General features: G+C 70.6%; 18 protein-coding genes. 10 read left to right on the top strand and 8 right to left on the bottom strand.

Annotated elements, in window-relative coordinates:
- Positions 1-18: 18 nt before the first annotated feature.
- Entirely contained in the window at positions 19-891 is an 873-nt protein-coding gene (locus tag JOF37_RS09505) for an aldo/keto reductase (protein ID WP_210006593.1), read from the top strand.
- Between the two features lie 17 nt (positions 892-908).
- On the opposite strand, the gene nucS is transcribed toward JOF37_RS09505, so the two are convergent.
- The 3 genes from nucS to JOF37_RS09520 all read right to left on the bottom strand — a co-directional run bounded on the left by nucS (position 909) and on the right by JOF37_RS09520 (position 3,525).
- The gene (gene nucS / locus JOF37_RS09510) at positions 909-1,607 is read right to left on the bottom strand and encodes an endonuclease NucS (RefSeq protein WP_210006594.1); all 699 of its coding nucleotides are present in this window, start codon (positions 1,605-1,607) and stop codon (positions 909-911) included.
- A 47-nt stretch (positions 1,608-1,654) separates the two neighbouring features.
- The gene (locus JOF37_RS09515) at positions 1,655-2,170 is read right to left on the bottom strand and encodes a DUF421 domain-containing protein (RefSeq protein WP_210006595.1); all 516 of its coding nucleotides are present in this window, start codon (positions 2,168-2,170) and stop codon (positions 1,655-1,657) included.
- Between the two features lie 92 nt (positions 2,171-2,262).
- Entirely contained in the window at positions 2,263-3,525 is a 1,263-nt protein-coding gene (locus JOF37_RS09520; protein ID WP_210006596.1) for an MFS transporter, read from the bottom strand.
- A gap of 50 nt (positions 3,526-3,575) precedes the next feature.
- Between JOF37_RS09520 and JOF37_RS09525 the strand changes: the two genes are divergently transcribed.
- The 7 genes from JOF37_RS09525 (at position 3,576) to mnhG (ending at position 10,889) form a co-directional block, all read left to right on the top strand.
- On the top strand, positions 3,576-4,634 hold the full coding sequence (locus JOF37_RS09525) for a LacI family DNA-binding transcriptional regulator (RefSeq protein ID WP_210006597.1): 1,059 nt from the start codon (positions 3,576-3,578) through the stop codon (positions 4,632-4,634).
- A gap of 71 nt (positions 4,635-4,705) precedes the next feature.
- The gene (locus JOF37_RS09530) at positions 4,706-7,618 is read left to right on the top strand and encodes a Na+/H+ antiporter subunit A (protein WP_210006598.1); all 2,913 of its coding nucleotides are present in this window, start codon (positions 4,706-4,708) and stop codon (positions 7,616-7,618) included.
- Positions 7,615-8,136 (top strand): Na(+)/H(+) antiporter subunit C, encoded by a 522-nt coding sequence (locus tag JOF37_RS09535; protein ID WP_210006599.1) that lies wholly within the window; start codon positions 7,615-7,617, stop codon positions 8,134-8,136. Before JOF37_RS09530 ends, JOF37_RS09535 begins: the two co-directional genes overlap by 4 nt.
- Positions 8,133-9,698 carry a Na+/H+ antiporter subunit D gene (locus JOF37_RS09540; protein WP_210006600.1) on the top strand — a complete coding sequence of 522 codons (1,566 nt, stop codon included), beginning with the start codon at positions 8,133-8,135 and terminating at the stop codon, positions 9,696-9,698. The genes JOF37_RS09535 and JOF37_RS09540 overlap by 4 nt, the downstream gene beginning before the upstream one ends.
- A complete protein-coding gene (locus JOF37_RS09545; RefSeq protein WP_245338615.1) occupies positions 9,698-10,276 on the top strand; it encodes a Na+/H+ antiporter subunit E in 579 nt (192 codons plus the stop codon). Before JOF37_RS09540 ends, JOF37_RS09545 begins: the two co-directional genes overlap by 1 nt.
- Positions 10,273-10,542 carry an MrpF/PhaF family protein gene (locus JOF37_RS09550; RefSeq protein WP_210006601.1) on the top strand — a complete coding sequence of 90 codons (270 nt, stop codon included), beginning with the start codon at positions 10,273-10,275 and terminating at the stop codon, positions 10,540-10,542. Before JOF37_RS09545 ends, JOF37_RS09550 begins: the two co-directional genes overlap by 4 nt.
- Positions 10,539-10,889, top strand: coding sequence for a monovalent cation/H(+) antiporter subunit G (gene mnhG / locus JOF37_RS09555; RefSeq protein WP_210006602.1), 351 nt, complete (start codon positions 10,539-10,541; stop codon positions 10,887-10,889). Before JOF37_RS09550 ends, mnhG begins: the two co-directional genes overlap by 4 nt.
- Here mnhG and JOF37_RS09560 read toward each other — a convergent pair.
- The 5 genes from JOF37_RS09560 to JOF37_RS09580 all read right to left on the bottom strand — a co-directional run bounded on the left by JOF37_RS09560 (position 10,805) and on the right by JOF37_RS09580 (position 15,827).
- Positions 10,805-11,410, bottom strand: coding sequence for a DUF1990 domain-containing protein (locus tag JOF37_RS09560; RefSeq protein ID WP_210006603.1), 606 nt, complete (start codon positions 11,408-11,410; stop codon positions 10,805-10,807). The two genes, mnhG and JOF37_RS09560, sit on opposite strands and share 85 nt — an antisense overlap.
- 81 nt (positions 11,411-11,491) lie before the next feature.
- Positions 11,492-12,529: a glycoside hydrolase family 6 protein gene (locus JOF37_RS09565; protein WP_210006604.1), complete on the bottom strand. Its 1,038-nt coding sequence runs from the start codon at positions 12,527-12,529 to the stop codon at positions 11,492-11,494.
- Positions 12,530-12,592: 63 nt separating this feature from the next.
- On the bottom strand, positions 12,593-14,533 hold the full coding sequence (locus tag JOF37_RS09570; protein WP_210006605.1) for a YhgE/Pip domain-containing protein: 1,941 nt from the start codon (positions 14,531-14,533) through the stop codon (positions 12,593-12,595).
- Entirely contained in the window at positions 14,530-15,198 is a 669-nt protein-coding gene (locus tag JOF37_RS09575; RefSeq protein ID WP_210006606.1) for a hypothetical protein, read from the bottom strand. Before JOF37_RS09575 ends, JOF37_RS09570 begins: the two co-directional genes overlap by 4 nt.
- A complete protein-coding gene (locus JOF37_RS09580; protein WP_210006607.1) occupies positions 15,198-15,827 on the bottom strand; it encodes a TetR/AcrR family transcriptional regulator in 630 nt (209 codons plus the stop codon). Before JOF37_RS09580 ends, JOF37_RS09575 begins: the two co-directional genes overlap by 1 nt.
- A 188-nt stretch (positions 15,828-16,015) precedes the next feature.
- On the opposite strand from JOF37_RS09580, the gene iolC reads away from it, so the two are divergent.
- Positions 16,016-16,987: a 5-dehydro-2-deoxygluconokinase gene (gene iolC / locus JOF37_RS09585; RefSeq protein WP_210006608.1), complete on the top strand. Its 972-nt coding sequence runs from the start codon at positions 16,016-16,018 to the stop codon at positions 16,985-16,987.
- Positions 16,980-17,873, top strand: a complete 894-nt coding sequence (locus tag JOF37_RS09590; RefSeq protein WP_210006609.1) for a Cgl0159 family (beta/alpha)8-fold protein — start codon at positions 16,980-16,982, stop codon at positions 17,871-17,873. Before iolC ends, JOF37_RS09590 begins: the two co-directional genes overlap by 8 nt.
- Positions 17,874-17,878: the final 5 nt, after the last annotated feature.

Consider the following 17,878-nt stretch of genomic DNA (forward strand, 5'->3'; position numbering starts at 1 on the left):
CGAGCGCTCACCTCTGGCATGACGACTTCGAGCACGTCCCCCGCCCAGTCCTCCGGAACCTTCCGCATCGGCGGCGACCTCGAGGTGAACCGCCTCGGCTACGGCACGATGCAGCTCACCGGCCCCGGTGTCTGGGGTCCGCCGAAGGACCACGACGAAGCGATCCGCGTCCTCAAGCGCGCGGTCGAGCTCGGCGTGAACTTCTTCGACACCGCCGACTCCTACGGCCCGTACGTGGCCGAAGAGCTCCTCAAAGAGGCGCTTCACCCGTATGGCGACGACGTCGTCATCGCCACGAAGGCCGGCCTGACCCGCACCGGTCCCAACGAATGGCCGCCGGTCGGTCGCCCAGAGTACCTGCGGCAGCAGGCCGAGATGAGCCTGCGCCGACTCGGGCTCGAGCGCATCGATCTGTTCCAGCTGCACCGCATCGACGCGAAGGTGCCGCTCGAAGACCAGGTCGGCGAGCTGAAGAAGCTGCAGGATGAGGGCAAGATCCGCCACATCGGGCTGTCCGAGGTCACGGTGGACGAGGTGAAGGCCGCGCAGCAGATCGCGACGATCGTGACGGTGCAGAACCTCTACAACCTGCAGAAGCGGGATGCCGAGGAGCTGCTGGACTGGTCCGAGGAGCAGGGCATCGGCTTCATCCCCTGGTTCCCGCTCGCCACGGGCGGCCTCACCGGTGAGGACTCGCCGCTGAGCGAGGTCGCCGAGCGCAAGCAGGCGACCCCGGCGCAGATCGCGCTCGCGTGGCTGCTCAAGCGCTCGCCGGTCATGCTGCCGATCCCCGGCACGTCGAGCGTCGCGCATCTGGAGGACAATCTGCAGGGCGCGACGATCGAGCTGACCGACGACGAGTTCGCCGAGCTGTCGAAGCTCGGTAGCTGAGGTGCGGCCGCGCCGCGTCAGAACAGGCGCGGCGCGCCCGACTCGATGCCCTTCATGGCGTCGTAGTCGAGCGTGACGCAGCGGATGCCGCGGTCGGCCGCGAGCACTTTCGCCTGCGGCTTGATCTCCTGCGCCGCGAAGACGCCGGTGACCGGAGCGAGGTGGGGGTCGCGGCCGAGCAGCTCGAGGTAGCGGGTCAGCTGCTCGACACCGTCGATGTCGCCGCGCCGCTTCACCTCGACGGCGATCGTGCCGCCGGCCGGGTCGCGCAGCAGCAGGTCGACGGGACCGATCGCCGTCGGGAACTCGCGGCGCACGAGGGTCAGATCGTCGCCGATGACCTCGACCTGCTCGGCGAGCAGACGCTGCAGGTCGGCCTCGACGCCGTCCTTGACGAGCCCGGGATCGACGCCCAGCTCGTGCGACGAGTCGTGCAGCACTTCGTAGAGACGGACGACGAGCGTGTCGCCGCTCTTGGCGTGGACGACGCGCCACTGCTCGACGACCTGCTCCTCGACATCCGGATCGTCTTCCGGCGTCTCGACGGTCAGCGTGCAGGGCGGGCTCATCCAGTTCAGCGGCTTGTACGACCCGCCGTCCGAGTGCACGAGCAGGCTGCCGTCGCCTTTGTGCACCAGCAGCCGGGTCGCCAGCGGAAGGTGAGCATTGAGGCGCCCCGTGTACTGGACGGAGCAGCGGGCGATGACCAGACGCACCCGACGAGCCTACGCGGTCACCGGCGAGCCCAAGTCGGCGAGTCGGATCAAGACGGCCAGCCGGGGATGTCACGGACGGCCGAGCCATCGCCCAGGCTCGCCTCGGGGATGACGCTCATCTTGCCGTCGCTCTCGAGAATGACTGCTGCGACGTCCTTCATCGCCCCCTGCCCGCTCTGCCGCACCGCCTGTTCGACGTCCTTGCGGGTGACGCGATTACGCCGCAGCTCGCGTTCGTCGAGCGAACCGTGAACCACGAGGAGCGCGGGCGCCGCGGTCACGACGCGGCGGAAACGAGGCGACCACTTCACGAGCACCGCGACGATCACTTGCAGTGCCAGCAGGAGCACGATCGCCGTGACCCCCTCGGCGTAGGCCACATCGGATGAGAGAAGGATCGTCGCGAGCGTCGAGCCGAGCGCGACGGTCACGACGAGATCGAACGCGTTCATCTGCGCAAGCGAGCGTTTGCCGGATGCCCGAATGAGGAGGACGAGCGACAGGTACGCCGCCAGACCCACCAGCACGACTCGGAGTACGTCTGACCAGCTGTCGAACCACATGCACGCACACTAAGAATGCGAGGCGCTGGCGGGCACGGGGTTGTGCGCCGCTCGTGCTCCGTCTACGCGCGCGCTACTCGCTGCATGCGTTGTCAGTGGCGGCCGGCGCCGACCTTCGAGCCGGGCAGCGGCTTGGCCGCGGACGACGCGAGACCGGATGCCGCAACGAGGGCGACCAGGATGAACAGCGTGTTCAGCAGCCCGATGTGGTCGCTGATGAAGCCCAGCACGGGCGGGCCGCAGAGGAAGGCGACGTAGCCGATCGTCGCGGCTGCGCTCACGCGGGCCGCCGCGCGGGCGGGGTCGTCGGCCGCGGCCGACATCCCGAGCGGGAAGCCCAGCGAGGCGCCGATACCCCACAGTGCTGCTCCCACGAACACGAGCGGCAGGTTGGGGGCGAGGATGAACAGCAGGATGCCGGCGGTCGCGGCCACCGCCAGGACGCGCAGCGTGGCGACGCGGCCGAAGCGGTCGACGAGCGGTCCACCGAAGACGCGCACGACGGTCATCGAGACGCTGAACACGGTCAAGGCCGCCGCGCCGAGTGCAGCCGTGCCGCCCTCGTGCTCGACGACGCCGAGCGCGAGCCAGTCGTTCGCGCCGCCCTCGGCGAAGGCCATGCCGAGCATGATGATGCCGAGCGTGTAGGTGCGCGGCTCGCGCCAGGCCGACAGCGACACCGCCAGGCGCTCCCGCCAGCCGGGCTGCGCGGCGTCCGCCGAGCTCGCGTCCGCCGACCCGTGGGCCGTGACGGCGTCGACGATCTCGCGGCGGGGCACGTTCGCGATCGCGACGATGGCCAGCACGACGATGAGGGCCGCGATCGTGACGGCGTGAATCGCGACGCCGATGCGCAGGCCTGCGGCGATGGCGCCGAGGCCGGCGCCGATCACGGTGCCGAAGCTGAAGAAGGCGTGGAACAGCGGCAGGATCGTCTTGCCCGACAGGGTCTCGATGTGCGCTCCGTCGACGTTCATCATGACGTCGAGGCAACCGTTGCCGAAACCGAACAGCGCGAGCCCGACGATGAGGACGGCGTAGGAGTGGAAGAACCCGCTGCCGAGTCCGAGAATCGCCAGGCCGATCGAGAGCGTGACGAGCATGGCGAACATGCCGGTGCGGGTGCCGAAGCGCGCGATCACCACCGAGCTCGTCGACAGGCCGATGATCGACGCGACGCCCATGACCAGCAGTGCCAGTCCGATCTCGCGGTTCTCGATGCCGAGGTCGGCTTTGATCGACGGAACGCGCGCGGCCCACGTCGCGATGCTGAGGCCGCTCGCGGCGAAGATCGCGAACACGGCGTTACGCCAGCGGACGGTGGCGGGACGGGAGATCACATCGGTCACCGGCATAGGCTACCGAATCGATTCGACCTCGCAGAAGAGAGAGGTACGATCGGCGCGTGAACGCACGTCGGCCCACCATCAGCGACGTCGCCCGTGCGGCCGGCGTCTCGCCGTCGACGGCGTCGGTCGTGTTCAGCGGCAAGACTCCGGTGAGCGATGCAACGCGGGCTAAGGTGCTCGCGGCAGCGGGGGAGCTCGGCTATCTCGGCCCCGACCCGCGCGCGGCCTCGTTGCGGCGCGGCCGCAGCGGCATCGTGGGCGTCGTGAGCGGCGGGCGGCTGGGCAGCGTGTTCGGCGACCCGGTCATGCGCATCACGATGGACGCGCTCGCTGACGCCGTGGCGCCGATCGGCGCGGGCCTGCTGTTGCTGCGCGAGGGCAGCGTGGTGGCCGGCGGCCCGACGCTGATGACGGCCCCGATCGACGCGGCGGTGCTGATCGGATGCAGCGGCCTGCTGCGCGAGCATCTGGCGAGTGTGCGCGGCCGCGGCATCCCGGTCGTCGTCATCGAGGGCGACGGCGGTGAGGACGTGCCGCGCATCGCCCTCGACAACCGCGAGGCGCAGCGCTTGGCCGCCGAGCACGTGCGCGACCTCGGCCACACCCGCGTCGTCGCGGTCACGATGCCGTTCCGGTGGGGGTCCGACCCCGGCTGGCTGTCGGCGGACGACGAGCGGGCGACGTCGGTCGACGTCGTCGCGGATCGCCTGGCCGGATTCCGCGACGTGTTCCCCGACGCCGCCGCGTACGCCGCGGTCGACAGCTCGATCGATGCCGGTGCGGCGGTCGGTCGGGCCCTGTTCGGCGGCGATGGCCCGCGCCCGACGGCGGTCGTCGCGCAGAGCGACCTGCTCGCCGTCGGCGTTCTCCGCGCGGCCGAGGAGGCCGGACTCCGGGTTCCCGAGGACGTCAGCATCACGGGATTCGACGGGATCGTCGTCGACGGCCTCGCGCCGTACGAGCTGACGACCCTCGTACAGCCCGCGTGGGAGAAGGGGCGAGCGGCGGGTGAGACCGTCGTGTCGCTCCTGGAGGGCGACACGCCCGACTCGCAGTGGTTCACGAGTACGTTCCGTCGGGGGAACACAACGGCACCCGTCGCCTCCGACTCCTGACTCCCGGGCCGGGGAGCCGGTCGTGTCGGTAAGATGGATGACACGACCCCCCACGCACAGAGGAGGCCTTTTTGCTGATCTTCCTCGGTGCGTTCGCGGTTCTTCCGCTGGTTCTGCCGTGGTTGGTCAAGCGGATCGGTGCTCGCGCCTTCTCCATCGCGGCCCTGCTGCCGATCGCGGCCTTCATCGACGCGGCGCTTCGCGGACCGGTCGTTCTCAGCGGCGGTATTCCGTTCGAGTCATACGCCTGGATCCCGCGGCTCGACATCGCGCTGTCGATGCGGATGGACACCCTCGCGTGGATCATGACGCTCATCGTCACCGGCGTCGGGGCGCTCGTCATGATCTACTGCCGCTGGTACTTCGACGGCAAGAAGGTCGGCGTCGGCCAGTTCGCCGCCGTGCTGCTGGCCTTCGCCGGCGCCATGTACGGCCTCGTGCTGACCGACGACATCGTCGTGCTCGTGATGTTCTGGGAGGTCACGAGCGTCCTGTCGTACCTGCTGATCGGCTTCTACAACGGCCGCGGCGCGAGCCGGCGCGCAGCTCTGCAGGCCCTGCTCGTGACGACCCTCGGCGGCCTGGTCATGCTGATCGGCGTGGTGATGCTCGTGGTGCTCTACGGCACGACGAGCCTCAGCACCATCGTCAGCGCGCCCGCCCCGCAGGGCGTGCTGCTCAATGTCGCGATCGTGCTCATGCTGGTCGGCGCCCTGAGCAAGTCCGCCATCTTCCCGTTCCACTTCTGGCTGCCCGGTGCCATGGCGGCGCCGACACCGGTCAGCGCCTACCTGCACGCCGCCGCGATGGTCAAGGCGGGCATCTACCTCATCGCCCGACTCGCTCCCGCGTTCGCCCACGAAGAGCCGTGGCGCCCCATCGTGATCGGACTCGGCGTCTTCACGATGCTGCTCGGCGGCCTGCAGGCGCTGCGCGAGAGCGACCTCAAGCGCATCCTCGCCTTCGGTACCGTCAGCCAGCTCGGCATGCTGACGGTCGTCCTCGGCTACGGAGAGCGCAACTCGGCGCTTGCCGGATCGGCCCTGCTCGTCGGTCACGCCCTGTTCAAGTCGTCGCTCTTCCTCGTCGTCGGCGTCATCGACCGGCAGCTGTCGACCCGCGACATCCGTGAGCTGTCGGGCGTCGGCCGCCAGGCCCCCACCCTCGCGGTGTTCTCGATCATCGCGATCGGCTCGATGGTCGGTCTCGCGCCCACGATCGGCTTCGTCGCGAAAGAGGCGGCGCTGTCGTCGCTGCTCGAGGCCGGCACCGACCCGGTCGCGCTGGCTCCGCTGATCGGAATCGTGCTCGGCTCGCTGCTCACGACGGCGTACGGCGCGCGGTTCATCTGGGGTGCGTTCTGGACGAAGAAGGATGCCGGCGGCGCCGCGGTCGAGCGCACGCCGTGGCCCGACCCGCCGATCGGCTTCCTCGCCGCGCCCGTGCTGCTGAGCGGTCTGTCGGTCGTCGGCGGCGTCGGGGCGCCCCTGCTCGACGCCGCGCTGAGCGGCTACGCCGACACCATGCCGGAGGTCGCCGGCTCGAGCGGGTACGAGTACCACCTCGCGTTGTGGCACGGCCTCGAGCCGGCGCTGTTCCTGTCGATCGGCAGCATCCTCGCCGGTCTCGGGCTCTTCTGGGTGGTCGGCCGCCGTGACGGAACCCAGCGCCGCTGGCTGCCGTTCACCGCCGTCGATGCCTACAACGGCACCATCCGCGCGATCGTGCGCACCGCCGTGTGGGTCACGTCGCTCACGCAGCGCGGTTCGCTGCCGGTGTACGTCGGCACGATCTTCGTCGTCTTCGTCGCCGCGGAGGGCACCGCCCTCATCGCGCACACCGGATGGCAGGCCGATCTGGCCGGATGGCACACCCCGATGCAGATCTTCGTCGCGCCGGTCATGATCATCGCGGGCATCATCGCCGTGCGTGCCCGCAAGCGCTACACCGGCGTCGTGCTCGTCTCGGTGACGGGGCTCGGCATGGTCGCGCTGTTCGCCTCGGCCGGCGCGCCCGACCTCGCGCTCACGCAGATCCTCGTCGAGACGGTCACCCTCATCGCCTTCGCCCTGGTGCTGCGCCGCATCCCCGCGCGCATGGGCGACCACAACGCCTCCGTCTGGCCCATCGGTCGCGCGCTGCTCGGCATCGGCGTCGGCGTCACCATGGCGCTGATCGCTGTCGTCGCGACTGGCGCGCGGGTCGCCGAGCCGATCTCGACCGCCTTCCCCGACCTCGCGTACGAGATCGGGCACGGCAAGAACGTCGTGAACGTCACGCTCGTCGATCTGCGCGGGTGGGACACGATGGGCGAGCTGTCGGTGCTGATCCTCGCCGCGACCGGCGTCGCATCGCTCGTGTTCGTCACCCACCGCTCCGACACCCTCTCGCGGGCGATCTCGTCGCTGCCGACGGGAGCCCTGCGCACGCGGCGTCCGCTCGTCGAGACCGCGGACGGCCCCCGGCCGCGTGCCGGTTCGGGATCGTCGCGTCAGGCGTGGCTCGTCGGTGGGCAGAAGCTGCGGCCCGAGACCCGCTCGATCATGCTTGAGGTCATCGTCCGCATCCTCTTCCACACGATCATCGTCGTGTCGATCTACCTGCTGTTCGCCGGCCACAACCTGCCGGGCGGCGGCTTCGCCGGTGGCCTGGTCGCCGGTATGGCGCTCGTCATGCGCTACGTCGCCGGTGGCCCGTACGAGCTCGGAGCTGCCGCTCCGACGGATGCGGGACGCCTGCTCGGCGTCGGGATGACGCTGGCCGTCGGCACCGCCATCGTGCCGCTGTTCTTCGGCGCACCGGCGCTGACGAGCACCTTCTGGGAGGCGGAGCTGCCCATCCTCGGCCATGTCGAGTTCGTGACCTCGACGATCTTCGACGTGGGCGTGTACCTCGTGGTCATCGGGCTCGTGCTCGATGTGCTGCGCTCGCTCGGTGCCGAGGTCGACCGGCAGCGCAAGGAGCGAGAGGAGCTCGCCCGATGAACGTCTCGCTCACCCTGATCATCATCATGGCCGTGCTCTTCGCCGCCGGCGTCTATGCGATGCTCGAGCGCAGCCTGACCCGCGTGCTCATCGGCTTCCTGCTGCTCGGCAACGCCGCGAACCTCTTCCTGCTCGTCGTGATGGGCGCGCCGGGCATCGCGCCGTTCTACGGTTCGGCCGAGGATGCCTCCGACTACAGCGATCCGCTGCCCCAGGCCCTCACGCTCACCGCCATCGTCATCACCTTCGCGGTGTCGGCGTTCCTGCTGGCGCTGATCTATCGCTCCTGGCAGCTCGGCCAGGCCGACACGGTCGAGGACGACGAGGCCGATCTGGCCGTCCGCGGCCGCGGTGCCGAGGACGAGGACGCGATGGAGCAGGAGATCACGGACGAGGACGACGACGCCACGACCGACTTCGTCGGCGACCTCACCTCGCCGATCACCGTGCTGCAGTCGCGCGACTTCGACGCGCTGCGTGACGACGCGCCCACCGATCGCCCCGGAGGAGACCGATGAGCGCTCTGGTTCCTCTCCTCGTCACGCTGCCCCTGCTCGGCGCGGCCGTCGCGCTCATCTTCGGTCGGCGTCGCCGCATCCAGGTCGGCGTCTCGATCGTCACCCTCACCGCGACCCTCGTCATCGCGGCGGTGCTGCTGAACGCGATCAACGCGACGGGCGTGCCCATCGCCGTCTCGGTGGGCGGGTGGCCGATCCCGTTCGGCATCGTGCTCTACGTCGACCGGCTCGCGGCCCTGCTGGTCGTCGTGTCGAGCATCGTGCTGCTCGCGGTCCTGTTGTTCTCGGTCGGCCAGGGCGCCGCCGACGGCGACGACGAGACGCCGGTGTCGATCTTCCACCCGTCGTACCTGATCCTCTCGGCGGGAATCTTCAACGCCTTCATCGCCGGAGACCTGTTCAACCTGTACGTCGGGTTCGAGATCCTCCTGGTCGCGTCCTACGTGCTGATCACCCTCGGGTCGACCGAGTCGCGCATCCGCACCGGCGTTGTCTACATCGTCGTGTCGCTGGTGTCGTCGATCCTGTTCCTCTCGGCGATCGCCGCGATCTACGGCGCTCTCGGCACCGTGAACATGGTGCAGCTGTCGCAGCGCATGACCGAGCTGCCGCAAGAGACGCAGCTCGTGCTGCACCTCATGCTGCTGCTGGCCTTCAGCATCAAGGCGGCCGTGTTCCCGCTGTCGTTCTGGCTGCCCGACTCGTACCCGACCGCGCCGGCCCCGGTCACGGCGGTCTTCGCGGGTCTGCTGACGAAGGTCGGCGTCTACGCGATCATCCGCACCGAGACCGAGATCTTCCAGGACAACGACGTCAACACGCTGCTGCTCATTGTGGCGCTCGCGACGATGATCGTCGGCGTGCTCGGCGCCGTCGCGCAGGCCGAGCTGAAGCGCATCCTGTCGTTCACGCTCGTGAGCCACATCGGCTACATGATCTTCGGGTTGGCGGTCGCGACACCGGCATCCGTCGGGGCGACGATCTACTACATCGTCCACCACATCGTCGTGCAGACGACGCTGTTCCTCGCGGTCGGTCTCGTCGAACGCCGGGCGGGCTCGACCTCGATCCTTAAGGTCCGCGGACTCATGCGGGCCGCGCCGCTGCTGGCCGTGCTGTACTTCATTCCCGCGATCAACCTCGGCGGCCTGCCGCCCTTCTCGGGCTTCATCGGAAAGTACGCGCTGTTCGACGCCGCTGCCGCCGAGGGCACACCGCTGATGTACGCGCTGATCGTGGCCGGCATCGTGACCTCGCTGCTCACCCTCTATGCGCTCATGCGGGCATGGAACCTCGCGTTCTGGCGTGAGAAGGAGGAAGCGGGCGAGGGCGAGAGCGAGACGGATGCCCGCATCGCCTACCTCGGCGACGCGGAGGGCGCCGACGTGCAGACCCAGAAGCGCGTCATCCCGCGCATCATGACCACCGCGACGGCGGGGATGGTTGCCGTCACGGTCGCCCTCACGGTTTTCGCGGGCCCGCTGTACGAGCTGTGCGCCGACATCGGTGAATCGCTGCTGCAGCCGGTGACCATTTCGCAGCTCGAGCAGGAGGTGCAGTGATGATGGTCCAGGGCAAGCGCGCCGCCAAGCGCAACGCCGCCACCGCGCTGTGGCGTCAGCTGCCGTTCTTCGTCTGGCTCGTGGCACTGTGGATGCTGCTGTGGGGCCAGTTCACCGTGCTGTCCGCCCTCACCGGCGTCGTCGTCGCCCTGTTCGTGACCCGCATCTTCCGGCTGCCGCCCGTCGAGCTCTCGGGGCGCGTCAACGTCTGGTGGGGCGTGGTGTTCTTCCTCGAGTTCCTGTTCTCGCTCGTGAAGGGCTCGCTGCTCGTCGCCTGGCAGGTCATCGACCCGCGCCGCCAGCCGGGCGCCGCGATCATCGCGGTGCCGCTGCGCACCGACGACGACCTGATCATGACGCACGTCGCGGTGACGGCATCCCTCATTCCGGGATCGCTCATCATCGACATCGACCGCGACCGCCGCATCCTGTACGTCCACGCGATCGGCGTGCGCAATCAGGAGCAGCTGGAGCATCAGCGGCGCGCCATCCAGCACTGGGAGGAGCGGATCGTGCGCGCCGTCGGCTCGAAGGAGCAGGCGCACCAGCTGTCGGATCTGCGGAGGGGGCGCTCGTGACCTGGCTCATCGTCGTCATCTCGGTCGTCTTCGCCGTATCAGCGCTGCTGACGCTGTGGCGCATCATCACCGGGCCGTCGATCCTCGACCGCGCCGTGGCCTCGGACGTTCTGCTCACGCTGGTGATCTGCGCGCTCGGTGCCGAAATGGCGATCAACCACCACACGCGGACGCTGCCGGTGCTGCTGATCGTGGCGGCGGTCGGCGTATTCGGCTCGATCTCGATCGCCCGCTTCGTTGCGCGGAAGGACAACATCGACCGATGAGCCTCACCGACGTCATCGCCCTCGTGCTCGTGCTGATCGGCGCCCTGCTGTGTCTGACCGCCGCGATCGGGCTGCTGCGCTTCCGCGACGTACCCACCCGCCTGCACGCCGCGACCAAGCCGCAGGTGCTCGGCTTCATCCTCATCTGCATCGCCGTGGGCGTCTCGCTGCAGTCGTGGCCGGTCGTGGCATTCCTCGTGCCGGTGGCGCTCATCCAGCTCGCGACCGCGCCGCTGTCGGCCCACATGGTCGGGCGTCAGGCCTACCGCAACAAGACGCTCGACCGCGACTCGCTCTTCGTCGACGAGTTCGCCGACGCGCCGGCGCCCAGCGACACTCGCGACTGACGCCGCCCGCGGCGAGCAGAGGGAGACCCGATGATGTGTCGCTCTTCGCGCCGGAGGGCGCTGAGGTAGCGCGTCCGCACGATCACCTGCACGATACGGACGGCCGGGTAGGCGAACCGCCAAAACGGTGTCGGCGCCGGCCGGGACAGTGAGCGCAGCGTGAAGCGAACGTCGTCGCCGCGTCGCGTGAGAAGGAACGCTTCCTCGCCCTCGAGCGGGTGGCCGGGGAGTGCCAGGTAGACGTAGCCCACCCGGTCGCGCTCATCCACGAACGCGACGACCTCGACCGGCTCGCGGAGCGTGAGCGGGCCCCACCCGACCTCGAGCCAGTGCCGTCCCCCCGCGGCCGCCGGCAGGTCCGGCACCACGCGGAACCCGCTGCGCGTCTTGACCCGCCAGGCCAGCAGATCGGCGCGCGCCCGCTGCCACACGGCGTCACCCGAACCCACGGGCACGGTCTTCTCGAACCGGCGGAAGCCGCCCGGCCGGGCGTTCCATGTGTCGCGATGCGGAAGGCTCATGCGGCCAGCATCCCACCCCGTATGTGTGTGCGCCTCGACGTCGACACTGCGGCGGCGCCGCGCCGTGTGAAGGCCCCCGGCTCAGTACACGCGGTTGCGCACGAGTTCGAGCGCGGCGGCTTCGTACCAGCTGCCTGCGGCGGGACCGCCGTTGCAGAGGCCGTCGCTCTCGCCGGGCCGCTTGATCCACAGCAGCGCGTCGAGGGCGGTGCCGTCGGTGATCGCGCGCGGCGTGGTGCCCAGGCCCACGTTGCTCGGGTTGCACCAGTCGCCCTGCCAGCCGCGGCCGTTGCGCGAGGTGTCGATGACGTAGCGCGGACCGCCGCCCAGCAGCATCCGCACGCGTTCGGCGTAGTCGCGCTCGACGGCGGTGGGCGAGAAGTTTGACACGTTCGTCGCGAAGCCGCGGGCTTCGAGCACACCGGCTTCGCGCAGTCGCTGCGCCATCGTCTCGGGCGGAATCCAGTTGCCGTTGCCGGCGTCGATGTAGGCGGGGATGCCGGCGGCGGTGAGTGCCCGCACGGCGTCGCGGATGTAGGTGGTGCGGGCTCCCTGGCCGTCGCACTCGCCGAGCATCGAGAGCGCATCGGGCTCGACGATGACGGCGGATGCCGTTCCGCGCAGCGTCTCGGCGATGAGCCGGGCCCACGGTCCGTAGCGCTCCGGCGTCAGGCCGCCCTGCGAATGCGCGGTGCAGTCGCGCGCCGGGATCGCGTAGAGGACGAAGGTCGCGACCCGGTTCTGCTGCGCCGCCGCCGCGGTCTCGGCTCGGAGCACGCGCACGAGCTCCGCATCGCTGTACCACTCGCCGAGCCAGGTCGCCGTGGGCGTCTGCGCGATGACGTCGAACGAGGCGGCGACGTCGAAGCGCCCCTGCGCGCGAGCGTCGGCCGCGGCCTGGGCGGCCGCCGAGTAGGTCGGCAGCGCGGCGCCGCGCGCGAGCGGGTTCGGGGCCGCAGCGGTGGCAGCCGCAGGTGCCGCGGCGGGCGACGCGCCCAGAGCGTCGGGGGCCGAGTCGTCGGCCCCCGCGGCCGCGCCGGTGGCGTGGACGAGCCCGAGGGCGACGGCCAGGGTGACGATGGCCGCGACGGCAGGCGGCATCCGGAGACTGCGTGGCATGGGGGGATCCTCGCTCGAGACGTGACCCGAGGATACAAGGCGCTTCCGCGAAACGGGCGGGAACTACCCGATCAGGCTCGGTTGCAGGTCGCGCAGCGTCCGGGTGTGCGTCATCCGGATCACGCCGATCGCCGCCAGCATCAGCGCGCCGAGCATCCAGGCGAACAGCACCGCGAGGTCGAGGCTCACCCGCCCGAGGTCGCCGCCGTACATCCACTGGCGCATGCCGTCGACGACGTACCCCATCGGCAGCACATGGTGCAGGGCCGCGAGGGGCGCGGGCAGCGTCTGCCAGGGGAACGTGCCGCCGGCCGTGACGAGTTGCACGACCATCAGCACGAGCCCGAGGAACTGTCCCACCGATCCGAGCCAGACATTGAGGGCGAGGATGATCGCGGCGTACGTGAACGACGCGGTCAGCAGCATCCCGAGCGTGCCGACCGGGCTGGAGAATCGGAACCCCAGCGCGAGCGAGAGCACGCCGAACAGCACCACCATGCCCACGCTGCCGAGCATCGCGGGCGTCAGCCACCCGGCGACGGTCACCCGGACGGGGGAGCGGAGCGCGGTGACCGCCCGCCGTGAGATCGGCTTGACGATGAGGAAAAGCGCGTAGATGCCGATCCACCCCGCGAGGGCGGCGAAGAAGGGGGCGAGCCCCGCGCCGTAGTCGCCGGCGCTGGCGAGGTTGCCCGAGTCGACCGAGACGGGGTCCGAAATGGTAGCGGCCTGCTGGTCGCGCAGGTCGGCCGACGCGTCGGGCAGCTGGGCGACGCCCGCCTCGAGCCCATCGCGCAGCGTGGCCAAACCCGCGTCGAGCGTGCCCAATCCCGAGGCGAGCTCGTGCGCGCCCTCGTCGAGCTGCGCCGCACCGGTGGCGGCATCCCCCGTGGCCGCAGCGAGTCGCCCGGCGCCCTGCGAGACGGATGCCGCGCCGTCAGCGGCCTGCGATGCTCCGGTCGACAGCTGGCTCGCGCCCGCGCTGACCTGTGCCGCGCCGGCTGCGAGCCGGTCGACCTGGGCGACGGCCTCGTCGACGCGAGCTGCTCCGTTCTGCAGGCGCTCGCCGATCGGGTCGAGCCGGCTGAGCACGTCGGCGATCTGCGTCTGGTCGAGGCCGCGTTCGCCGAGAACCCGCGCGATGTCGTCGCGCACCTGCGGGAGCTCACCGATCGCCTCGTCGACGGCACTGCCGGCGCGGTCGGCGTAGCCGGCGATCTGCGCCGTGCCGTCGGCGACCTGGGCGGCTCCGTTCGCCAGGTCGGCTGAGCCGTCGGCCACGGCGCGCGTGCCGGTCGCCAATTGCGCCGAGCCGTCGGCCAGGGTGGCGGCGCCGTCGCTTAGCTGTGTTGCGCCGGCCGCGAGCTGCGCGGTGCCATCGGCGAGCGTGTTGGCACCGGACGAAGCCTGGTCGGCGCCATCGACGAGCTGCGTCGCGCCGTCGGCGGCGGTGACGAGCTGCCCGCGGATGTCGGAGATCCCGGTGAGCAGACGCGACGCGGCCTCGCGGCCCACCAGCTGCGCGACCGAGGTGCGGATGCGCTCGACCGCTTGCGAGCCGATCGACGACGCGAGGTAGTTGTTGGCGTCGTTCGTCGCGAGCACGAGCGTGGCCTGATGCGGGCTCGAGCCGGCGGCGCTGGTGAGCGCGGCCGAGAAGTCAGCGGGCAGGGTGACCGAGAAGTCGACGGCGCCGGTGCGCAGCGCTTCGCGCGCCTCGGCGGCATCCATGCGCTGCCACGCGAACGAGCCGTCTTCGATGAGTTGATCGGCGACCTGCGAGCCGTAGTCGACGGCGTCGCCGCCATCCGGCTGCGCTCCCGCGTCGAGGTCGACGAGCGCGACCGGGATCTCGGCGAACTTGCCGTACGGGTCCTGATTGGCCCACAGGTACAGGCCGCCGTACAGCACGGGCACGAGCATCAGGGCGACGAGCGCGACCACCGACATGCGGGTCGCCGTCAGGCGGCGCAGTTCGGCGGAGATGAGAGCGGGGATCTTCAACGGACGGCTTTCGGACGGGCGCCGCGCAGCCGGATGCCGCTGGGGTGCGGCCGTCGACGCGGCGATGACGATTCTGCGGTGTCGGTGATGAGATTCGCGGCGGCCTGACCGGCGATGACGAGCACCGCGTGGCCGCGGTCGGCGAACTCGTTCGCCAGCTGCCACCACGCGTGCGGGTCGCCGCCGTGGCGGTCGGGCGAGACGAGCACGAGGCCCTCGATGCCGGGCCGGAGCGCCGCGAGCTCGAGCATGAGCCGCACGCGGTCGGTCGCGGTGACGTCGCCGATCGGGACGCGCGCGAGCGCGCGCAGGTCGTGCTCGTCGAGCCAGCGGCGGGCCGAGAGCGGGTCGGCGAGGCGGCCGGCGAACATCAGCTCTTCTCCGACCATGCCCGCCGTCGAGACGTTCGGCGGCGGGTCGCTGACGTCGGGGGCGTCGATCAGCGCGGTGCGGTGCCGCAGGGCGCGCGACGCCCGCGCCCCGTCGACGCGGACGGTTCCGGCGTCGGGCCGCATGCGGCCGCTCGCGATGAGCCCGAGCACGGTGGGCCGCTGCTCGGTCTCGGCGATCGCGAGGGTCGCGTGGCCGGTGCGGTAGACGAGGCTCGTCGGGGGCAGGGCGAGGTCGCGGCGGCCCTTCGCGACGTCGGTCAGCTCGACGCGCATCAGGCCTCGGCCACGACGTCGGGGTGCGCGGCGATGACACTCTCGGCCTCACGCCACGACAGGCCCGCGATGGACAGGACCGAGCGCACGACGAGCGAGCGGGCATCGGGCGACGAGGCGTCGAGGCGGACGAGGACGGTGCGTGCGGTCTCTTCGATCAGGCGCGCGAGCGTGGGCGGGGCGACATCCGTGCGCAGCGTCCCGTCGTCCTGACCGCGGCGGACGAGGCTCATGAGCGCGCGGCGCAGGGGCGCGAGCGCCGCCGCCGATTCTTCGACGTGGCGCTCGTCGAGCGCGATGGCCGCGGCGACCTGCACGTGGGATGCCTCACCCCAGAGGCGTCCGGTCAGGCGGGCGAGCACGACGGGGGCGGGGGCCGACGCGAGGTCGAGGTCGGCCGCGATCGCGTTGAACCGCTGCGCGCCCGAGGCGATGAGCTCGCGCAGCAGGGCGTCGCGGTCGTCGAAGTGTCCGTAGAGGGCGCGGCGGCTCAGGCCCGCGGCGCGGGCGATCGCGTCGATCGAGGCGCCGGGGTCGACGGCGAGCGTGCGAGCGGCGGCCACGAGCAGGCCGGCGCGGTTGGCAGCGGCATCCTTCCGGGGACGGCGCACGGGAACGGTGTCAGTCACCCGATGATGATACAAAGCTGCACACTGGTGTGCAAGTTATGGAGTCGGCGTCTGGACGACATCCGGATGAGTGATTGGAAAACCGGCAGGCAGCCCCTAGGCTGTCACTTTGTAAGTACAAAGTACGGAGTCCGACGAAGGTCGTCGTGCCGCTCCGTCCTGTCCGATCGAAGAGGATCGCCCCCGACATGAGCTCTCCTGCCGCCACCGCACCCGTCGACGTCCTCGCCATCGGCCGGGCGGGCGTGGATCTCTATCCGCTGCAGGACGGAATCGGGCTGGAGGACGTGTCGACCTTCGGCAAGTACCTCGGTGGTTCCGCAGCCAACGTCGCGGTGGCCGCGGCGCGCTACGGGCGGAGCGCCGCGCTCATCAGCCGCACGGGCGCGGATCCGTTCGGCCGCTACGTCCGCCGCGAGCTGCAGCGCCTCGGAGTGTCCGATCGCTTCATCGAGGTCGTCCCGCATCTGAACACGCCCGTGACGTTCTGCGAGATCTTCCCGCCCGACCACTTCCCGCTCTACTTCTACCGCGACCCGATCGCGCCCGACCTCGTTATCGCCCCCGAAGAGGTCGACGTCGACGCCGTGCGCGACGCGCGTCTCTACTGGTCGACCGTCACCGGTCTCAGCCGCGAGCCCAGCCGCTCCGCGCACTTCGCCGCGTGGCGGGCTCGCGGGCGCCGGCCGCTGACGGTGCTCGACCTCGACTACCGGCCCATGTTCTGGGGCGGAGCCGACGAGGCTCGCGCGCAGGTCGCACTCGCGCTCGACCATGTGACCGTCGCGGTCGGCAATCGCGAGGAGTGCGAGATCGCCGTCGGCGAGACCGACCCCGATCGCGCGGCCGACACTCTTCTGGAGCGCGGCATCGAACTGGCGATCGTGAAGCAGGGGCCCAAGGGCGTCCTCGCCAAGACCCGCGACACGCGAGTGGAGGTCGCTCCCTTCGCCGTCGACGTCGTCAACGGCCTGGGTGCGGGCGATGCATTCGGTGGTGCGCTCTGCCATGGTCTGCTCGCCGAGTGGGATCTCGAGCAGACGATGCGCTGGGCCAACGCGGCGGGCGCGATCGTCGCCGGCCGGCGGGAGTGCTCCACGGCGATGCCCGACGCGGCAGAGGTCGAGCGGCTCGTGGCGGAGGCGGCCGCACATGTTTGATCTCGATGAGCTGCGCCGCATTCGGGCCGAAGAACCGGGTCGCGTCGCGCAGGCTATGCGTAGCCGGTCGCGGCGGTCGCTGCTCGACGGCGACGGACGGCTCTTCATCGTCGCAGCGGATCACCCGGCGCGCGGCGCGCTCGGTGTCGGAGATCGGAAGACGGCCATGGCGAGCCGCGTCGAGCTGCTCGAACGCCTCGTCACGGCGCTGCAGCGTCCCGGCGTCGACGGCGTGCTCGGCACGCCCGATGTCGTCGAAGACCTCGCGCTCCTGGGTGCGCTCGACGGCAAGATCGTCGTGGGGTCGATGAACCGCGGGGGACTGCAGGGCGCGGCCTTCGAGATGGACGATCGCTTCACCGCCTACGACGTGCCCGGTCTGGCGCGCGACGGGCTCGATCTCGGAAAGCTCCTCGTACGCATCAACCTCGAGGATCCCGCGACGGCACCCACGCTCGAGGCGAGTGCGGCTGCGGTGACCGCAGCCGCCGAGGCGCGCATCCCGATCATGCTCGAGCCGTTCATGAGCTACCGCGAGGACGGCCGCGTCTGCAGCGACCTCACCGCGGACGCGGTGATCAAGTCGGTCGCCATCGCCACCGGACTCGGCAACACGTCGGCGTACAGCTGGCTGAAGCTGCCCGTCGTGCCCGAGATGGAACGCGTCGCCGAGGCATCCACGTTGCCGACCCTGCTGCTGGGGGGAGACCCCGTCACCGGCCAGGACGAGACGTTCGCCTCGTGGCAGGACGCTCTCGCGCTCCCGGGCATGCGCGGGCTCGTGGTCGGACGCACCCTGCTCTACCCGGACGACGACGACGTCGTCGCCGCCGTCGACATCGCCGCCGGGCTCGTCCACGCGGGCGCCGTCGTCGAGCACCCGTGAACGAT

This window comes from Microbacterium imperiale, from assembly GCF_017876655.1.
Taxonomy (GTDB): domain Bacteria; phylum Actinomycetota; class Actinomycetes; order Actinomycetales; family Microbacteriaceae; genus Microbacterium; species Microbacterium imperiale.